Origin of the sequence: Aeribacillus sp. FSL K6-8394 (assembly GCF_038008865.1) — a bacterium.
Lineage (GTDB): Bacteria > Bacillota > Bacilli > Bacillales > Aeribacillaceae > Aeribacillus > Aeribacillus composti.
In genome coordinates, this window is the sequence record NZ_JBBPAA010000002.1 from 699455 (window position 1) to 718887 (window position 19433).

Genomic DNA, 19433 nt, shown 5'->3' on the forward strand with positions numbered 1-19433 from the left:
ATGGTATACTATCCCTCGGCAAATAAAGTGAAATGGAGGGTTTGAGTGGGAAACCGTAAAGTAAAAAAAGACGAAGATTCAAAAATTGTTTCGTTTTTCCAAGACAGTGCAACGTTTTATCGCTGGGGATTAAAGGCTTATCAAAAAGGCGATTTGCAGTCGGCTTCAAAATTCGTCAAGCGGGCAGTAGATCTGGATCCGTATAACGAAGAAATGATTTGCAGGCTGGCCAGCATTTATACCGAATTAGGAAAGTTTCAAAAATCAAACGAACTATTAACATATATTATTGAACATATTCACCCTCATTCGGTAGAATGCTATTATTTTCTTGCAAATAATTATGCTCATCTCGGCTTGTTTCACGAAGCTTATAAACATGCAATGATATATAAGGAAAAGGCGCCGCAAGGCATATTTTCCGTAGAAAACAGCGATCTTCTTGAAATGATCGAAATGGAAGAAGAGGCTGAGCATTCGGATGATCTAATCGTGAAGCAAGAAAAAGCGCACTCTTTCCTTGAGAATGGACAGTTTCAAGAATCTATTTCCATTTTAAAAGAGATTATAGCTGATTACCCAGAGTTTTGGTCCGCTTATAATAATTTGGCGCTTGCCTATTTTTACCTTGGGGAAGTGGAAAAAGCGAAGGACATGATTTCCCTTGTGCTCCGGAAAAATCCAGGGAATTTGCATGCTTTATGCAATTTGCTTGTATTTTTTTATTATGAAGGTGATGAAGCGAGCATAAGCATGCTAGTTGAAAAACTAAAAAGAGTTTATCCGCTTGTTTCAGAGCACCAATATAAACTGGGGGCGACGTTTGCACTCATCGGCTTTTATCCTCATGCATTCAAGAGGCTCCATGCCTTGTATCGAAAAGGATTTGAGGGGGATGACACGTTTTATTATTGGCTCGCATACTCTTCTTATTTTATAGGACACTATGACTTTGCTAAAAAAATATGGAAGAAGGTTCTGTATTTAAATCCGCGGAAGGAAGGCTCTGAACCGTGGAATATGAAAGGGCTAAACGAAATGGAAAATCAAGTCCCGGAGCGGCTGCTCTCTATCTATTTCGCAATGAAAATGGATGAACGAGCATATTTAGTAAATGAACAGGAGTTTGAAACTCGTCTTGAAAGAGAAGCTGTTCAATATGCTTTAAGCGTTTTAAATGGCAAAAGGCCGACAGGTTTTCATGCTGTTCATTTCGCTTTCCATGTGGCCGATAGTTTAATGGACAAAACGTTAGAAGGAAAAGAATTGGTTTTATTTTGGTTTCGGCTTTTCAAAAATGCCTTTAAGTTCGACATAAAATTTCGCAATGTCAACGCATGGTCAGCAGCTGTCTATTATTTATGGATGAAACAGATAGGAAAAAACATCACACAAGATGGTGCGGCAAATCATTTTAACATCAGCAAAGCTACGCTGTCTAAATACGTGCGCGTCGCAAAAAAATTGAAAATGTGAGCAAATAAATAGCACGAGACATTTATTTTATATAGGATATGTTGTAGGGAATAATAATTTTGTATTATTTATTGGATCATATGATGAGGAGTGAGTCTCGTGTCTGAAGAAAAAATTTATGATTGTATCATTGCCGGAGCAGGACCTGCAGGATTGACAGCTGCTGTTTACACATCCCGCGCCAACCTTTCTACTTTAATGATAGAAAGAGGCGTGCCTGGAGGACAAATGGCCAATACGGAAGATGTTGAAAACTATCCTGGATTTGATCATATTTTAGGTCCAGAGCTATCAAATAAAATGTTTGAACATGCTAAAAAGTTTGGTGCTGAATACGAATATGGAGATGTGAAGGAAATTGTCGATGAAGGCGAATATAAAATCGTCAAAACAGGCAACAAAGAATATAAAGCAAGAGCAGTGATTATCGCTACAGGGGCCGAATATAAAAAGCTCGGCGTGCCTGGAGAGAAAGAACTGGGCGGACGAGGCGTCTCTTATTGTGCTGTATGCGACGGAGCATTCTTTAAAGGAAAAGATTTGATTGTTGTCGGCGGCGGAGACTCTGCTGTCGAGGAAGGAGTTTATTTAACCCGCTTTGCGAACAGTGTGACAATCGTTCATCGCCGCGATCAATTGCGCGCCCAAAAAATATTGCAGCAGCGCGCCTTTGATAATGAAAAGATTAATTTTATTTGGAATCATACAGTAAAAGAAATTCATGAAGTCGACGGGAAGGTTGGCAAAGTCACGCTCGTAAATACGATAACAAATGAAGAAACAGAAAAAGAGATAGACGGTGTATTTGTATACATTGGCATGGTGCCGCTGTCCAAACCTTTTGAAAATCTCGGAATTACGAATGAAGCAGGATATATTGAAACAAATGAAAACATGGAAACGAAAATTCCCGGCATCTTTGCGGCAGGAGATATTCGGGAAAAATCTTTGCGGCAAATTGTAACTGCAACTGGTGACGGAAGCATTGCTGCCCAAAGTGCTCAACATTATATTGAAGAATTAAAAGAGAAATTAAAAAATGCCTAAAATTGTTAACAAAATCGTAACTATGATTTAATTGTGCTGTAACATCAATGAAATAAAATTCAGTTACTATAAAAGTAGTAATTGACCCCCTTTTATAATATATACTTTTGAGCATGGGCAATCCTTCCCATGCTCCTTTTTTTGTTCCACCTTTTCTTTTGAAACCTTTAAAAGAGAAAAAACGTATGATAAAGTAGGAAAGCATGCGCATTGAGACACTATAGCATTTAATTGTATAATAAAAGGAATAAATATTTTTTATGTACCGCAACCTAGGGGTGAACTTGCTTTGCAAAGGGTTACAAATTGTGTTCTTGTTCATGAAGGTCAGCTGCTCTTGCTTCAAAAACCGCGCCGGAATTGGTGGGTAGCCCCTGGAGGGAAAATGGAGCAAGGGGAATCGATAAAAGAATCTGTTGTAAGAGAATTTAGAGAAGAAACTGGAATTTATTTAATAAATCCAAAAATTAAAGGGATTTTCACGATCATTGTCAAAGATGGAGATAAGGTTGTTCAAGAATGGATGATGTTTACATTTTTCGCAACACAATTTAACGGGGAAAATGTTTTGGAAACTGAGGAAGGAAAGCTGAAATGGCACTCAATTGATGAAATTAAACAGTTGCCGATGGCTGCGGGCGACTACCACATTATTGAATATATGATTAAAGGGTCAGGAATCATGTATGGAACATTCATCTATACACCTGATTATGAGCTTTTGTCTTATCGGCTCGATCCACAATAAAGAAAACTTCAGCTGCAAGAAAATCGAAGCCAAGGTTCAGAGAAGAGGATATACATGCCAGTTTCAAAATTTCCGCTAAATAAATTTATGATTTGACTCTTCTCATCCTTGATCAAAAAAGCTATCAGATCAAAAAAATAAATCCCGATATTTCCTATTCAATATCTGTTACTGAATATTTTTCTTTTGAAAAAACGGGGGGCTTTGAATGATGAGTGAAACTTCAAATATTAAGATGGTTATTATTACGGGGATGTCCGGGGCAGGTAAGACGGTTGCGATTCAAAGCTTTGAAGATCTTGGATATTTTTGCGTCGATAATCTTCCACCTACTCTTTTGTCCAAGTTTTTAGAGCTTATGAAAGAATCAAGAACGAAAATGAACAAAGTAGCTGTAGTTATGGATTTGAGGGGAAGGGAATTTTTTGAATCTTTCCATCAGGCAATTGAAGAAATCAATGATATCCCGTGGATCGCACCGCAAATTTTGTTTCTTGATGCACATGATCAAGTATTAGTTAACCGGTATAAAGAGACGAGAAGAACCCATCCATTAGCTCCAAAAGGTCTTCCGCTTGAGGGGATCCGCCTTGAACGGGAAATGCTGGAGGAATTAAAGGGACGTGCGCAAATTGTATATGATACATCCAACTTAAAGCCAAGAGAATTAAGAGAAAAAATTTTAAAACAGTTCGCAGAAAATGGCGATCAAACCTTTACGTTGAACGTTTTATCATTTGGATTTAAATATGGTTTGCCGATCGACGCGGACTTAGTGTTTGACGTGAGATTTTTGCCCAACCCGTATTATATTGATCATATGCGCCCTAAGACGGGGCTTGACGAAGAAGTTTCATCATATGTTTTAAAATGGACAGAGACATCTAAATTTTTAGAGAAGCTGACAGATTTACTCTCATTTATGATCCCTCATTTTCAAAGAGAAGGAAAAAGTCAAGTGGTCATTGCAATCGGTTGCACTGGCGGACAGCATCGCTCGGTGACTCTGGCTGAATATTTAGGGGATTTTTTCCGCAAAAACTACAAAGTGCATGTATCCCATCGTGATATTGAAAGGAGAAACTATCGATAACTATGGATAAAAAGAAAATCGTCATTATTGGAGGAGGAACCGGATTATCTGTTCTGCTTCGAGGCTTAAAGCTGCTCCCTTTTGATATCACGGCCATTGTAACAGTTGCAGATGATGGCGGCAGCTCCGGTAGACTTCGTGATGAACTGAACATTCCCCCGCCGGGCGACATTCGCAACGTGTTAGCTGCTCTTTCCGATGTGGAACCGCTAATCGAGGAACTTTTTCAGCATCGTTTTAAAAAAGGGAACGATTTGACTGGCCATTCTCTCGGCAATTTAATACTTGCAGCTATGACCAATATCACCGGTGACTTTATGCACGCCATTCGGGAAATGAGTAAAGTATTAAATGTTCGCGGTACTGTTTTGCCTGCAGCGAACCAGAGCGTTGTATTAAATGCGGAGATGGAAGATGGATCTGTTGTGAAAGGGGAATCGAAAATCCCTTTTTCAGGAAAAAAAATTAAAAAGGTGTTTTTAACCCCGAAAAATGTAAAACCTCTTCAAGAAACGATCGATGTCATCAGACAGGCACATATGATCATTTTAGGGCCTGGAAGTCTTTATACAAGCATTTTACCGAATTTGCTCGTTCCGAAAATTGGCGAGGAGGTTTGCAAATCCTCGGCCAAAAAAATATATATATGCAATGTCATGACTCAGCCAGGGGAGACGCTAAACTATACAGCGAGCGATCATGTGAAGGCTCTTTACGATCATTTAAACTGTCCGTTTATTGATGTGATCCTCGTGAACAACGGATCTATTCCCGAATACATACAAAAACGCTACGCGAAAGAATCAGCTTTTCCTGTCCAAGTCGATGCAGAGGCGCTAAAAGATATGGGACTTCGAGTAGTGCAGGACAACATGGTCTCCTTCGATCAACATGTTATTCGACATGATACGAATAAAGTGGCAAACATCTTAAAAAATTTGCTTCTTGAAGAAACGTAATCGGAAAGGGCGGTAATGGAAACATGTCGTTTGCTTCAGAGACGAAAAAAGAATTGACAACACTGGAAGTAAAACAATGTTGTTTAAAAGCAGAGTTGTCCGCGCTCATCCGAATGAACGGAACTGTGTCATTTTCCAACCGGGAATTGCTTTTGGATGTGCAGACGGAAAACGCAGCGATTGCAAGACGCCTTTACATGCTGATCAAAAAAAAATATGACGTTCCGATCAAGCTGCTTGTACGAAAAAAGATGCGATTAAAAAAGAATAACGTCTATATTGTTAGAATGAATGAACAAGTAAAAGAGATTTTGGAGGATTTGCGAATTTTAGGCAAGGATTTTATGTATAACCATCAAATCTCTTTAGACCTTGTGAAAAAAAAGTGCTGCAAGCGGTCGTATATGCGCGGTGCGTTTTTAGCGGGCGGATCTGTCAACAACCCGGAAACTTCTTCATACCATTTGGAAATCTCGTCGTTATATAAGGAACATAACGATTCGCTATGCAGCTTGATGAATACGTTTTATTTAAATGCAAAAACACTGGAACGGAAAAAAGGATATATTACTTACTTAAAGGAAGCTGAAAAAATTGGGGAATTTTTGACATTGATCGGTGCCCATCAAGCTCTACTGCGTTTTGAAGATGTCCGAATCGTTCGTGATATGAGAAATTCAGTGAACCGCCTTGTCAATTGCGAAACAGCAAATTTAAATAAAACCATTGGAGCTGCTTTACGGCAGGTAGAAAATATAAAATTCATTGATGAAAAGATCGGATTAAGCGCCTTACCTGAAAAGCTGAGGGAAATTGCAGAATTACGGGTTATGTATCAAGATGTGACATTGAAGGAACTAGGTGAAATGGTGTCCAGCGGGAAAATCAGCAAATCGGGAATCAACCACCGATTAAGAAAAATCGATGAAATCGCTGAAAAATTGCGGGCTGGCAAAACGATTTCATTTAAATAAATTTTTAAGAAGAGAGGGATTAATATGGTTGAGAAAAAAGTGGAAGTTCGGTTAAAAACCGGTTTGCAGGCACGACCGGCTGCATTGTTTGTTCAGGAAGCCAACAGGTTTTCGTCTGACATTTTTATCGAAAAAGACGGAAAGAAAGTAAACGCCAAAAGCATCATGGGGTTGATGAGCTTAGCTATTAACAGCGGCTCTGAGATCACATTGATCGCAGAAGGAAACGATGAGGAAGAAGCATTAGAAGCGCTTATCAACTACATTCAAAACGAAAATTAATGTGAACACACAAAAAAATTGCCACAAAATTCATCAATGGATGGATATTGCCTCTCTTGTGGGAGAAAGCAGGAAACAACCGCTGTCAGCCACAAGAGGGCTTTATTTTTGCTAAAACTGATATGAAGACGAAATGGCTTCGGGTGCGTTAATAGAAAAGTTGTGATAAATCTTTTGTTGGGAGAGAGCTTTGTGAAGGTTCTTAACTGGAACTTTTGGATTCAAAGCATGCGAAAGATCGGGGCGAATCCGAGCAATATATTTGGTGTAAATACTATTTTTTCATAAATCTGCGATCAACATTCAAGAAAAAACAAACGTGCTTTGTGGTTTGAATGACTTACAGCTGAATGGATAAAGAGAGATTCTAGCCCTTTTATAACATGAAAAAATCGATTATAACACTTGTTTTTGCCAGCAGGTGCCCAGAAAAAACTTCAGCAAAATACGGTTTACACAGGCTCTCCGAAAGCATATTTAATCCTTCATCCGGCTCGATCCGCATTTTGGGCTTAGATTAAAGCAATATCGGCATAACGGCCTTTCGAAAACGTAAAGCTGACGATTCCGGTCAAAAAGTTGAATGAGGAGCTGCTGTCAAGATCATTCTTGACATTTGCTCCTCATTCAAATGCGTGAAGGTATGAAGCAGCGGTTTATTTTTATACTGTCTGCTTGATATGTTTAAATTTTTTTGTCTTCCTATTTGAGGCAGCTTTTATTTTGTTAAAACTTTGTCAATCAACCCATATTCTTTTGCACGTTCAGCTGACATGAAATTGTCGCGGTCCGTATCACGTTCAATTACTTCAAGAGGCTGGCCAGTGTTTTCAGATAAAATTCTGTTCAATTTATCTCTTAAAGAGAGAATTCGTCTAGCTGCAATATCAATGTCAGTTGCCTGACCTTGCGCGCCTCCTAACGGTTGATGGATCATTACTTCACTATTCGGAAGGGCAAAACGTTTTCCTTTTGCACCTGCCGCCAATAAGAATGCTCCCATGGAAGCAGCCATTCCTATACACATCGTGGATACATCAGGTTTAATAAATTGCATCGTATCATAAATCGCCATGCCAGCAGTAATTGATCCGCCCGGGCTGTTAATGTAAAGGGAAATATCTTTTTCAGGATCCTCCGCTGCCAAGAAAAGAAGCTGAGCAACAATGGAGTTTGCAACATGATCATCAATTGGCGTACCAAGGATAATAATGCGGTCTTTTAACAATCTTGAATAAATATCGTAAGCACGTTCACCACGGTTTGTCTGTTCAATAACAGTCGGTATTAAATTCATTATGTTTCCTCCCTCGCATCAAAGTTAAAGTCATTTCTATTCCATCATACATAAAAGGTCAATAAAGGTCAAACAAAAAACTTTTATATATAATTATTTATAAGATCAATACATGTACCATCATACCCTCATTTTTCATTTTTCAAACAACGATGAAAAATGAATTTTTCAAATCAATTTTGACACGATGGATAATTAAGCAAAATTTATTCTTGCATATACTGTTCGGTTCGATTATAATATAATTCGTGACATTTGAAAAATGCGCTCGTAGCTCAGTTGGATAGAGCGGTGGTTTCCGGTACCACGTCCGTCGGGGGTTCGAGTCCCTCCGAGCGCGTCAAATAAGCTGAAAACGTTGATATGACGGGAAAGAGACACCGAAATTTTAGGCGAAATTTAAGACGCAGGTTGAACGGGAAAGACACCGTTCCATGAAAACGTCTCTAGCATTTTCATACTGTAAGCGTCGCCTCGTATGTGTCGGTACCGTGAACAACGCTAAACCTTCCGTAATTAAAAACGGGAGGTTTTTTTATGTGCGCCCGGCATGTACATGAACTATAGGGTGTAAGTCCCGAACCCCGAAGACAGAAGTAGAGGTTAGCTCAACGAAAGGGTGTCCGTGGTGACGCGGAATCTGAAGGAAGCTGGAGGCAAAACACCGGTCCGAGGAACACGAACCTCATATAAGGCTAGGTATGATTGAGTGAGTTTGCATAACAAAACAAAGCTCTTTCTGTCGAAGGTCATATCGAGTAAATGAGGCGGATAGATGGTGTGAAAGTGCATGTACTTACCCGGGGAGGTCTGGCGGATATGTGAAGTACTCTTCATAACCTACTTAGTGATAAGTAGCTGAACCGTCAGAAGTCAGCAGAGGTCATAGTATTAGTTGGTCTAGAACAACTAAGAAGGACCGAACAATTAAGAGAGAATAGCCCTTGGCATTCAGTGAGTCATGATGAACACAGAAAACGTAGTACCTCACTTGAGGGAGGAAGCGGTGAATCCCGTGGGAGACCTCTTGGAGGGTGGAGTGACCACTGGCATAAAGAGAACAGCTATTCACGGAAGTTATAAAGACTTGCGTCAATTATCTTAATTGAACCGCCGTATACGGAACCGTACGTACGGTGGTGTGAGAGGTCGGGGGTTAGTCACCCCCTCCTACTCGATTATTCGAAAAAGGCTAGAAAGGTAGTTTCAAGACATCTGATTGTAGATGTAATCTCGATTATATGACGGTTGCAGAAGGATTAAAATACGCTAAGATCATTTACAAAACGGAAGCTATCCAGGACGAACGAGTACCGATTATTGAAGTTCTTGAAAAAATTTTATAGATGTTGTCGGTTTTAGAGATCTTACTACTGACCAAATTAGACGGTACATTTAATACGTCATCTGTAACCGTGGATATTCTTTTCGGTGCTATTAAATCGATTTTTAGAAAGCTACATAAATACGGTATTATTTGAAGAAAGTCTCGTCAAAAAATGCCAAAATTAATAAGGATGAACAACGAATCTTTGTGCTTACAGACACGCAAGTAAAGAGGCTATGAAACGTCAAACATATAAGTATTTACGGGATTTCGTGACTATGGTGCTATTAAACTAATGGTAGAGAGAGAACAAAGGGCAAACTAAGTTGAATAGTCAGAAATTTCTGGTATTTTTAGATAACGGTATTTTTATGTTACTGGGACCAAAAACAATAGCCGTAAAAGCCGGATTGTTCCAATGACTAAAGAAGTATGTAAACTACTTGATAGAAGAAATTCGAGGATACTTCGGTAACATTTCATATGTATCGTTAATCAATATAGTGAAAAGTTAAAAAGAAGGAAACATCAGAAAAATATTCAAACTAAAAGACGAATGTTGCGTAAGTCTTACACTGTTTAAGACATACATTTATCATAAACTATTTGAAAAAGGTGACGATATTAGTCGCACTCGATAAGAACTATGCCAAAAAGGGTGAAAAAAGATGTAAAATAATAATATCTTGAAGATTTATAGATCACGAAGGGTGTTGAAGAATGGAACGTATTTCAGTAGTTTCCATTTTAGACGTTATTGGTGAATTGTTTTCTGATGAAGTTTCGATTGCTGTTTCCAATACTAAGGAATATATCTATTACCGGCCGAGCAAACGGATTGATTTGAAAATCAGACCGGGAGACTTGGTGAGAAAAGGAACGATTGCGTATAAAGCTTTGCACACCAAACAAAAGGTTTCTGAGTTTATTAACCGCGATGTGTTTGGCGTTCCTTATCACGGGATGGCTGTGCCGTTTTTTTGGGAAGGAAAGCTTGAGGGATGCGTCACTGCGATTTTTCCTGCTTTGACGGATGGAAAATCTGTTGTGACCGTCAAAACTGATGACGGATGGGTTCCTATTCCTTTTTCGAAAGTTGCGTATTTAGAAGCAAAAGATAAAAAGACCTATGTGTACACTGAAGGATGCTCAGGAACGCATAAATACTCTCTCCAGGAATTTGAATACTTGCTTCCAAAGGACTATTTTATTCGCTGTCATCGGGCTTTTATTGTGAATGTCAACCATATTAAGGAAATCTACCCTGATGCGCATTCAACTTTTTTGCTGTTGATGAATAACGGTGATAAAATTCCTGTCAGTCAGTCTTACTCCAGTTATTTTCGAAAATTGCTTGGATTTTAAAAAATCGTTCTGTTTTAGTATGGAAATTGAGTTGTTTATCTGAATTTTCGGTCACTTATCCCCAAAACCTTGCCCCGTTAACTTTTATCGGTAAAATAAATTTTAAATTCATTAAAGGGGAGATGATGGGGAAATGGACAATAAATTGGAAAGGATTGAAGATTTGCGTTTGCGCGATCGAATAGTCACAGCTGATGAAGCCGCATTATGGATCAAAGACGGGATGACTTTAGGGTTAAGCGGATTTACACGCGCGGGTGATGCGAAAGCGGTTCCATATGCGTTGGTAAAACGTGCAGAGCGAGAATCGTTTAAAGTAAATGTGTATACAGGAGCCTCTTTAGGTTCTGATATCGATAAAATGTTCACTGAAGCTGGCATTTTAGGCAAGAGGCTTCCTTTTCAGGCAGATCCTACGATGAGAAAAGGAATCAATCGGGGAGAATTTTTATTTGTCGATCAGCATTTGTCCCATACTGCTGAATTAGTGCGCTCAAATGTTATGGATCCAATCGATTTTGCAATTTTGGAAGCGGTTTCTATTACAAGAGATGGAATGGTTATTCCGACAACCTCCATTGGAAACTCGTTGACATTTGCCCAGCACGCAAAATCGATCATTATAGAGATTAATACGGCACAGCCTGTAGATTTAGTAGGAGTGCATGATTTGTATGAACCGGAGAAACAAGGGGAAAGAAAACCGATTCCGCTGACAAAATCGAATGATCGAATCGGTACGATCGGAATACCGATTGATATCGAGAAGGTAAAAGGAATTGTATTTACCAATCAGCTGGATTCACCGTCGACAATTGTGCCTCCGGATGAAGAAACAGTCATTATGGCGCAGCATTTGATAGAGTTTTTGCGTAAAGAAATTAAAGCCGGCCGGTTAACGGAACGTTTAGCCCCGCTGCAGTCAGGCATCGGTTCCGTCGCCAATGCAGTTCTTCATGGCTTGCTGGATTCAGAATTTGAGGATTTAGAGGTGTATTCTGAAGTATTGCAGGATGCAGTCTTTGATTTGATAGATGCGGGCAAAGTCCGTTTTGCCTCTTGTTGTTCGATTACCCTTTCAGAGCCGAAAATGAAGGAGGTTTTCTCGAATTTTAAGAAATACCGCGACCGTTTAGTGCTGAGACCGCAGGAAATTTCCAACCATCCTGAAATTATTCGCCGGCTCGGTTTGATTTCCATTAACACAGCATTGGAAGTGGACATCTACGGCAATGTCAATTCAACCCACGTACTTGGAACGAAAATGATGAACGGCATTGGCGGATCAGGTGATTTTGCAAGAAATGCCCGCCTGGCGATTTTTGTGACAAAATCAATAGCGAAAGACGGAAACATATCAAGCATTGTTCCTTTTGTCTCCCATGTTGACCATACGGAGCATGACGTCGATGTCATCGTCACCGAGCAAGGGTATGCGGATCTCCGGGGCTTGGCGCCAAGAGAGCGTGTGGAACTGATTATCGAACGCTGCGCCCATCCGATGTATCGCGACCAGCTTCGTGAATATTATCAGGAAGCTCTTGCAAGAGGAGGGCATACACCACATGTTTTAGAAAAAGCTCTTTCATGGCATATAAATTTTGCTAAAAACGGAACGATGCGTGAAGAGATTGCACATAGCGTTTAATCGGATGACAATTTATTCGTGCATTTTCTAGACATGCGAAGAGATCGGCACAGCTTGATCAAAGAAGGAATTTATCAACTAGAAATCAATTTTGTGGATATCACACAACAAATGTTTTCACCCCCCTTAGCGTTAAAAGCACTAAACGAATGGACTTATTAATTGATACTGTACTGAAAAATTTAATAAAACATAAATTCGAGTTGAAGGCAGAAAACGATTGTTTTTGCGAAAATCATCATACAGAACGGATAGTGAGCGCTTTGATCAACTGTTTTCTGAGAATAAGGACGGATTTGCAATGGTTATTGATTACAGCGTCAACTGGTATCTAATGTTAATTGATCATTTTTCTGACGTAAATTGCTGTATCAGCCGATAAACTTGATACTGAAGTCGATATTCCGGAAGTCGTCAATCTCGTGTTTTTTCAAGAAAGGACGTTCGACATCAAAGTTTTGGCAAATAATTGGGTTCAGAACACGCTTATATAAAGACTTACTAGATTGGAGAAGTTAATACGCATTCACCTTTTTGGCAATTTTGAGTTTTTCCGCGAAAATCCAAAAGGAATGGAAGGAAATAGTTTAACGGAACGGTTGTTTAACATCGAAGTCGAAATCATTAAAGAACTTTAGCATTTGCAGTACCAAGAAGAAAAGTATATGGGTTAAAAACGGAGTTATGGAATAAAAGTTGAAAGAACCGTTTAAAAGTGCAGGAAGCATTATAGACTTGTTTAAAGACAACATGGATGATCGTGAGGAAAATGATCTGCATTCGATAATTTAACACAAAATTGTGAAGATATTGTCGGTGCTTAATGGAATACATCAATTATTTCTTTTACCTTCATTACAAAAGAGGCATCTTAGATGTTGAACAAGATCTTAGATGCCTCTCTAACGTGGAATTTTGGAGATTTGCCGGTCAATCTTCTAGATAAAATTGAGATGGAAAAGGGGAAAGTTATTTTTGCAGTATTCAACATAAACATCTGAAAAAAATTTCCCCATCTGGATTATAAAAGCGAAAACCTGGATCCGATTATATCTTCAAAGAGTGAATAAGATGCATCACTTGCTTCGTCTGATTGTACAATAGCTGTTTTGCCTGATCCATACATTCCTCAATCGTCAATGGTTTAGTAATAATCGAAAAGCATCCGTGAAATTTGCTGCGGAGCACATCCAAATTGCCTGCAAGCGAGCCGGATATTAATATCGTTGGAACTCCGTATATTTGAGCGAGATCAGCGATATAGCCGGGCGCTTTTCCGTATAATGTTTGTTCATCGCTTTGTCCTTCTCCTGTAATGACAAGATCCGCCTGCTCTATTGCTTCCTTCAAGTTCGAAGCTTCTGCTACAAGCTCAGCACCGGATATAAGCTTTGCGCCTAGTACAAGGAATGCAAATCCCAAGCCTCCTGCTGCCCCTGCACCTTTCACGTTATTGAAGACTTTTCCTTTCTGCCTCTCAATAAGAGCAGCAAATCGGGCCAATGCTTCGTCGTAAATCGGTATTTGTTTGCTGCTGGCACCTTTTTGCGGTCCGTAAACTGCGCTGGCACCTTTTTCACCACATAGCGGATTGTCCACATCACAAGCAACCTTTATTGTAATATGTTCCAATCTCGGATCCAAACGGTCGAAACTTACTTGATTGACCTCCAATAAATCTTTTCCGAAAATCCCCGCTTCTTTTCCTTCTTTATCCCAAGCTTTCATGCCAAGCGCCTGTAAAAAGCCAAGGCCCCCATCATTTGTAGCACTGCCGCCAAGCCCGAAAATAAACGATTTACAGCCTTTATCCAATGCATCTTTCATCACTTCGCCAAGTCCGAAAGTAGTGGTCACATCCGGGTTTCGTTGTGAAGGAGGCACTTGGACAAGCCCAGCGATATTGGCAACTTCAATAGCAGCCGTATTATTTTCAAGGATGGCATAATATGTTTTTATTTTTTTGCCCAAGGGGCCTGTACAGGTTACCTCAATGCGATCCCCGGCTGAAGAGGCTAACAATGCATCGACTGTTCCTTCTCCACCGTCAGCCATTGGCTTTGTTCTTACTGTATCACCATAATGAAGGTCAAGTATTGCTTGTTTCATAATATTTGCTGCTTGAGAAGAGGTCAGACTCCCTTTAAAAGAATCAGGTGCTACGACAATATTCATTTAGCTGCCTCCTTTGTTTGCCTGATATCCTTCCGAATTTTTAAAAACGATAGAATAAACGAGATAAATGGAATTAATTACACTCAGCATATTGATTTCTTCCAAAATAGGTGATTTAAAGGATTCTAGTTTGCAGCTGCTCACTTTGATGATTTGTTTCGCATTCTGTGCTAAATAGCCTTTTTCATTGCCTGTAATCGCAACGATAGGAATGCCTCTCTTCTTTAATACCTTTACTAGCTGAACGATAAATCTTGTTTCTCCGGAAAAAGAAATGACAACGGCTAAATCTCTGGGCGTAAGTGATTCTGCTTCGGAAATTTGATTTTCATGGTTGCTGTACGCAGTAGCATATTTGCCCAGACGAATAAATTTGAATTGTGCATTTCTTGCAATGAGATGCGAAAATGTTACCCCAAAAAAAGCAACTTTTTTTGAGTGATGAATTTCGTGAACAACTTGAATGATTTCCTTTGAGCGGAGAAATTGCTCTGTTTGCTTCAGAGAAGCATGTAATTCATCATAATATTCGTTTATTTGTTTTATATTAAATTTCGTTTTAAGGTTTTGATAGTCTACTTCAGTATCATTAAATTCAATAAATGATCTGGCATATTCTTTAAGCTCTTTAAACGTAATATTTTCAAAGCGCTGGCAAAATCGGGTGATCGTTGCAGGTGATGTATGGCACGCTTCAGCTAATTCATAAATGGACATTTTCGGGATTTTTTCCACATTCCTCAAAATATATTCGGCAATAATGATTTCTGATTTTGTTTGGTCTGTTGAAGATTCAATGAAGTTTAATAATTTAGCCATAAAGTTGTACATCGAATCACTCCGGATTTCATATTTATTGTACGCTCTATTATAAATGACCATGAAAAAAGTTTCATAAAATGAAATTTTTAGCCGTAGGAATCAAATGGCTGGGTTATTAAAGTTTGTAAATTTCCGTATTCACGAGGTTCTCTGGTAACTCTCCAGCTAACGCCTGAAGTAGATTTTGAGCAGCCAACTCGGCCATCCGTGTTCTAGTTTGTACGCTAGCACTGCCGATATGGGGTAAAGCCACGACATTGGGCAATGAGAGCAAAGGATGGTTAAGCGGCACCGGTTCCTGTTCAAAAACGTCCAACCCAGCAGCCAAGATCGTTCCGGTAGTTAACGCCTCGTAAAGCGCGTTCTCATCCACTACACCTCCACGCGACGTATTGATGAGAACAGCCGTCTTCTTCATAATTGCTAGCTCACCTTTCCCAATCAGGTGGTGCGTTTCCGAAGTATAAGGGGTTAAAATGCAGACGAAATCGGATTCTTTCAGTAACGTCGGCAAGTCTGCGTACGTCACACCCAGCTTTTCTTCCACTTCTGGTTTGCGGTTGCGGTTGTGATAGAGCACCCGCATGTCAAATCCTTTCGCTCGTTTAGCTACCGCTTCCCCAATTCTTCCCATGCCGATGATCCCAAGCGTCGCCCCGTGCACATCTTGGCCTGTCAATAACATGGGAGACCATGTTTTCCATTCTCCCCGACGCAAATAATCGGACGCTTCCAATAAGCGGCGTGCCGTAGCCATTAACAAGGCAAAAGTCAAATCTGCCGTCGTTTCCGTCAAGACGTCTGGAGTGTTCGTGACCATGATCCCTTTTCTGGTCGCCGCACTCACGTCGATATTGTTGTATCCAACGGCCATATTGCTAATCACTCTTAAATGCGGGGCATGATCCAACAAGTCTGCATCGATTTTTTCCGTCAGAAGGCAAAATAAACCTTCCGCTTCCGCTAATTCCTCCTTTAAAACATCCTTTGGAACGGGGACATCTTCTTTCTGCCACATTCGGACGTCACACCGTTCTTCCAGCATGAGCAGCGCTTTCTCCGGTATCTTACGCGTAACAAATACCCTAGGTCTCATTAAACCACTCCTTTTTATAGTTAACCTCAGTTTCCTTTACTTATATAAGCCGGGCAACCATAACGATAAATTCGGCAGATACGAGATAAGCAATATGTCGACCAGCAAGACAACATAAAAGGGAAGCATTGCTTTGACGATCTGTTCAATCCGAATACCGGCAATTTGGCACGCTACGAACAAATTCACTCCGACCGGAGGTGTCAACATTCCTACGGCTAGGTTTACGATCATGATAATGCCAAAATGGATTGGATCAATGCCAAATTCCGCAGCCACCGGCGTGAGAATAGGAGCAATAATCACGATTGAAGCGCCTGTTTCTAGAAACATACCTACGAATAACAACAAAAGATTCACAAGTAACAAAAAGACAATCGGGCTATCCGAAATTGAAATAAAAAATTCTGCAACTTTATCGGGAACCCTCTCCGCCGTCAATACCCAACCAAACAATCCCGCGTTTCCAATGATAAACATGATGATTGCTGTTGCGATTACGGAATTGCGTAGAGCTTCCATTAGGTTTTTGCGGTTTAACGTCTTATAAACAAATTTCCCGAGAACAAACGAATACCCCACCGCAACAGCTGCAGCTTCTGTGGGCGTAAAGATTCCCCCGTAGATTCCCCCTAAGATAATGACGGGCATCAAAAGGGGAAAAAAGGCATTCAATGCCGATTTCCAAAGCGCGGCAAATTCAAATTTTTCTTCCGTGCCCGCAGGCTCGAGGCCATACCCGTTCTTTTTGCTCAACACATAGATCGTCAGCATCAAGGATGCGGCGATCAGGATGCCCGGTATGATCCCGGCGATAAATAGATCGCCGATGGAAACGGAAACACCCGCGGTTAAAGCAAAAATAATCATCGGAATCGACGGCGGGATGATAACGCCTAGCTCTCCAGAAGCTGCTTGCACCGCCGTGGAAAAATTCGTGGGAAACCCTTTTCGTACCATGGCGGGGATTAATATGCTTCCGATCGCCGCGATCGTCGCGGCGCTCGAACCAGAGATAGCAGCAAAAAACATCGCCGTTACGACGGTGACGATCCCCAAGCCGCCCGTGATCCGTCCAACCAAAGCGTTGGCGAACTGGATCAAGCGATGTGAGATCCCGCTATGTTCCATCAAGTTTCCCGCCAAGATAAAAAAGGGAATCGCCATCAAAGGAAAGGAATCCATCGTAGAAAAGATTCTTTGCACGGCTACTTGCAAAGATACTCCCCCTTGGACCATTACCCCAATCGCCGAAAGTCCCATGGCAAACGCTACGGGTACGCCCAAGAGGAAAAAAAGTAACAAACTACAGAAGAGTAGACCCGTCATTTTTCTCCTCCTTCCCTTGGACAAGTTCCATGAAAACAACGATGCAATTTAATAGCGCCAATATCGAACCAGCGGCAATAGCCGAGTACGTCATCGAGATTGGGATCTCCAATGAACCAGACGTCTGAGCGCCAAGCGTAATTATGATTTTAATCCCGTAATACGACAACAAAGATAAGTACACCACATTTACACCTATGACGAGAATTCCCATGATTTTTTTTACCGTTTTCGGAACACTCTGGATGACGATTTCCACCGAAATCAACATCCCCTTGCGCAGCGCGATCGCCGTCCCCAACAAGACGATCCAAATCATGCTGTAGCGAATCACTTCTTCCGACCATACGATTGGGTTATTAAAGATATAACGGAAAATGACTTGCAGCAAGGTCAACAACGCGACTAAACCGAACCAAAGGGATAACAAAAACAAGACCCCACGATTCAACACATCCATGGCAGCCACAATCTTCTTCACCGAATTCCCCCCTTGCCGATAAAATGATTTGCTTAAGGGCAAGAGGAAGACCCCCTTCAGATCAGGAGCTTCTTCCCCGAACTACAAATTTAAGTTGTCCTTTTTGTTTTCTTACTCACATTTCACACCCTGAATAAAAATTCAAAATAAGCCTGATTTGAGTGAATAAAAATTAGTTATTTTACAATATTTGTATAAAAATTTATTTTTATGCGAATATTTTGATTATTTTTTGTATATTATGCAAAGGTTGCGAAATATGAGTTCTTATTTTGCGTTACGGATTTTTTCATAGACTTCTTTCAAAGCTGGAAACTCTTGCTCGACAAATCCCTGCATCTTCGCTTGAAATGCCTGGATGTCTGGCTCAACCAAGGTCATCCCGTTTTCTTGCAATTTTTGCAAGTATTCCTGGTCGCCTTTCTTCACTTCCTCCGCCGCAAACTGTTTCGCTTCGCCGTTAGCCGCCTTGACCAATGCTTCTTGCAATTCTGGGCTCAAGGAGTTAAACTTTTCCTCGCTGATCACAATTGTAATCGGCTCGTACACGTGTTGCGTTTTGATCAGATATTTTACGATCTCATAGAACTTCAAATTGTAAATTAAGGACAAAGGATTTTCTTGGCCGTCAATAACACCTTGCTGTAAGGAGGTGAACACTTCCCCGAACGCCATCGGTGTCGGTGCAGCGCCCAAACGTTCAAAAGACTTAATAAAGACAGGGCTGTCCGGTACGCGGATCTTTAACCCTTTTAAATCTTCCGGTGTTATCACTTCTTTATTAACGGTTAACCAACGCGCCCCTCTCATCCAGTACGCCAGGATCTTATTACCGGATTCTTGCTGAATCTTGTTCGCAATCTCTTGGCCGACTTCCCCGTTGTAAACCTTTTCAAAGTGCTCCTGACTATCGATCATAAAAGGAACGGTAAAGATCTTCGCGGTTTCCGAAGAGCCGGAGAGCACTCCCGCACCGCCAACCCAAATGTCCGCGGTACCGACCTTCAATCCTTCCAACAAGTCTTGGTCTTTTCCGAGCGTGCCGTCACCGTAGATTTCCACTTTCAATTTTCCGCCGGAAAGTTTTTCAACTTCCGCCGCAAATTTTTCGGCCGCTTGCGCATGGATTTCCGACGCCGGCCAGACGTGGGCGAGCTTGAGAACGGTCGCTTCGCCGCCGTTTTGTTCATCCGTGCCCCCGCCGTTTTGCGCCTGCTCATTACCGCCGTTTGCAGGAGCGGAAGAGCAGCCGGCCGCGAGCAGCAGGATGGCGGCCAACATCAAGAAATAAAGTCTTCTCATCTTTCTCATTTT

17 protein-coding genes, 1 tRNA gene and 1 pseudogene are annotated in these 19433 nt (G+C 40.8%); 12 read left to right on the forward strand and 7 right to left on the reverse strand.

The genetic code is table 11. The features are described from left to right. Positions 1-45 precede the first annotated feature (45 nt). From NSR00_RS15720 to NSR00_RS15750, 7 genes are all read left to right on the forward strand, one after another. A complete protein-coding gene (locus tag NSR00_RS15720) occupies positions 46-1476 on the forward strand; it encodes a tetratricopeptide repeat protein (protein WP_340789735.1) in 1431 nt (476 codons plus the stop codon). Positions 1477-1575: 99 nt separating this feature from the next. After that, the gene (trxB, locus tag NSR00_RS15725) at positions 1576-2523 is read left to right on the forward strand and encodes a thioredoxin-disulfide reductase (RefSeq protein ID WP_340789736.1); all 948 of its coding nucleotides are present in this window, start codon (positions 1576-1578) and stop codon (positions 2521-2523) included. Positions 2524-2812: 289 nt separating this feature from the next. Then, complete coding sequence (locus NSR00_RS15730; protein ID WP_063389164.1) at positions 2813-3271, forward strand: 8-oxo-dGTP diphosphatase; 459 nt, start codon at positions 2813-2815, stop codon at positions 3269-3271. Positions 3272-3482: 211 nt separating this feature from the next. Then, a complete protein-coding gene (gene rapZ, locus NSR00_RS15735; RefSeq protein WP_063389288.1) occupies positions 3483-4364 on the forward strand; it encodes an RNase adapter RapZ in 882 nt (293 codons plus the stop codon). Between the two features lie 2 nt (positions 4365-4366). After that, entirely contained in the window at positions 4367-5323 is a 957-nt protein-coding gene (locus NSR00_RS15740; protein WP_063389163.1) for a gluconeogenesis factor YvcK family protein, read from the forward strand. 23 nt (positions 5324-5346) lie between these two features. After that, entirely contained in the window at positions 5347-6297 is a 951-nt protein-coding gene (gene whiA / locus NSR00_RS15745) for a DNA-binding protein WhiA (RefSeq protein WP_340789737.1), read from the forward strand. Positions 6298-6321: 24 nt separating this feature from the next. Further along, on the forward strand, positions 6322-6579 hold the full coding sequence (locus NSR00_RS15750) for an HPr family phosphocarrier protein (protein ID WP_063389161.1): 258 nt from the start codon (positions 6322-6324) through the stop codon (positions 6577-6579). 718 nt (positions 6580-7297) lie between these two features. Here NSR00_RS15750 and clpP read toward each other — a convergent pair. Further along, a complete protein-coding gene (clpP, locus tag NSR00_RS15755; protein ID WP_063389160.1) occupies positions 7298-7876 on the reverse strand; it encodes an ATP-dependent Clp endopeptidase proteolytic subunit ClpP in 579 nt (192 codons plus the stop codon). A 264-nt stretch (positions 7877-8140) separates the two neighbouring features. On the opposite strand from clpP, the gene NSR00_RS15760 reads away from it, so the two are divergent. The 5 genes and pseudogenes from NSR00_RS15760 to NSR00_RS15775 all read left to right on the forward strand — a co-directional run bounded on the left by NSR00_RS15760 (position 8141) and on the right by NSR00_RS15775 (position 13217). After that, a tRNA-Arg gene (locus NSR00_RS15760) sits at positions 8141-8216 on the forward strand. Positions 8217-9923: 1707 nt separating this feature from the next. After that, positions 9924-10568: a LytTR family DNA-binding domain-containing protein gene (locus NSR00_RS15765; RefSeq protein ID WP_066249117.1), complete on the forward strand. Its 645-nt coding sequence runs from the start codon at positions 9924-9926 to the stop codon at positions 10566-10568. Positions 10569-10701: 133 nt separating this feature from the next. Continuing rightward, a complete protein-coding gene (locus NSR00_RS15770; RefSeq protein ID WP_340789738.1) occupies positions 10702-12216 on the forward strand; it encodes an acetyl-CoA hydrolase/transferase family protein in 1515 nt (504 codons plus the stop codon). A gap of 152 nt (positions 12217-12368) precedes the next feature. Continuing rightward, positions 12369-12851 (forward strand): annotated as a pseudogene (locus NSR00_RS18190) (DEAD/DEAH box helicase family protein); the annotation flags it as partial. Between the two features lie 240 nt (positions 12852-13091). Continuing rightward, a complete protein-coding gene (locus NSR00_RS15775; RefSeq protein WP_257790167.1) occupies positions 13092-13217 on the forward strand; it encodes a hypothetical protein in 126 nt (41 codons plus the stop codon). Between the two features lie 46 nt (positions 13218-13263). On the opposite strand, the gene NSR00_RS15780 is transcribed toward NSR00_RS15775, so the two are convergent. From NSR00_RS15780 to NSR00_RS15805, 6 genes are all read right to left on the reverse strand, one after another. Then, positions 13264-14391: a glycerate kinase gene (locus tag NSR00_RS15780; protein WP_340789739.1), complete on the reverse strand. Its 1128-nt coding sequence runs from the start codon at positions 14389-14391 to the stop codon at positions 13264-13266. Further along, positions 14392-15222, reverse strand: coding sequence for a MurR/RpiR family transcriptional regulator (locus tag NSR00_RS15785; protein ID WP_261308758.1), 831 nt, complete (start codon positions 15220-15222; stop codon positions 14392-14394). Between the two features lie 106 nt (positions 15223-15328). Continuing rightward, entirely contained in the window at positions 15329-16309 is a 981-nt protein-coding gene (locus NSR00_RS15790) for a 2-hydroxyacid dehydrogenase (protein ID WP_340789741.1), read from the reverse strand. 36 nt (positions 16310-16345) lie between these two features. Then, positions 16346-17638 (reverse strand): TRAP transporter large permease, encoded by a 1293-nt coding sequence (locus tag NSR00_RS15795; protein WP_340789743.1) that lies wholly within the window; start codon positions 17636-17638, stop codon positions 16346-16348. Then, positions 17616-18119 carry a TRAP transporter small permease gene (locus NSR00_RS15800; protein ID WP_340789745.1) on the reverse strand — a complete coding sequence of 168 codons (504 nt, stop codon included), beginning with the start codon at positions 18117-18119 and terminating at the stop codon, positions 17616-17618. The genes NSR00_RS15795 and NSR00_RS15800 overlap by 23 nt, the downstream gene beginning before the upstream one ends. 267 nt (positions 18120-18386) lie before the next feature. Beyond that, a complete protein-coding gene (locus NSR00_RS15805; protein WP_340789746.1) occupies positions 18387-19430 on the reverse strand; it encodes a TRAP transporter substrate-binding protein in 1044 nt (347 codons plus the stop codon). Positions 19431-19433 lie beyond the last annotated feature (3 nt).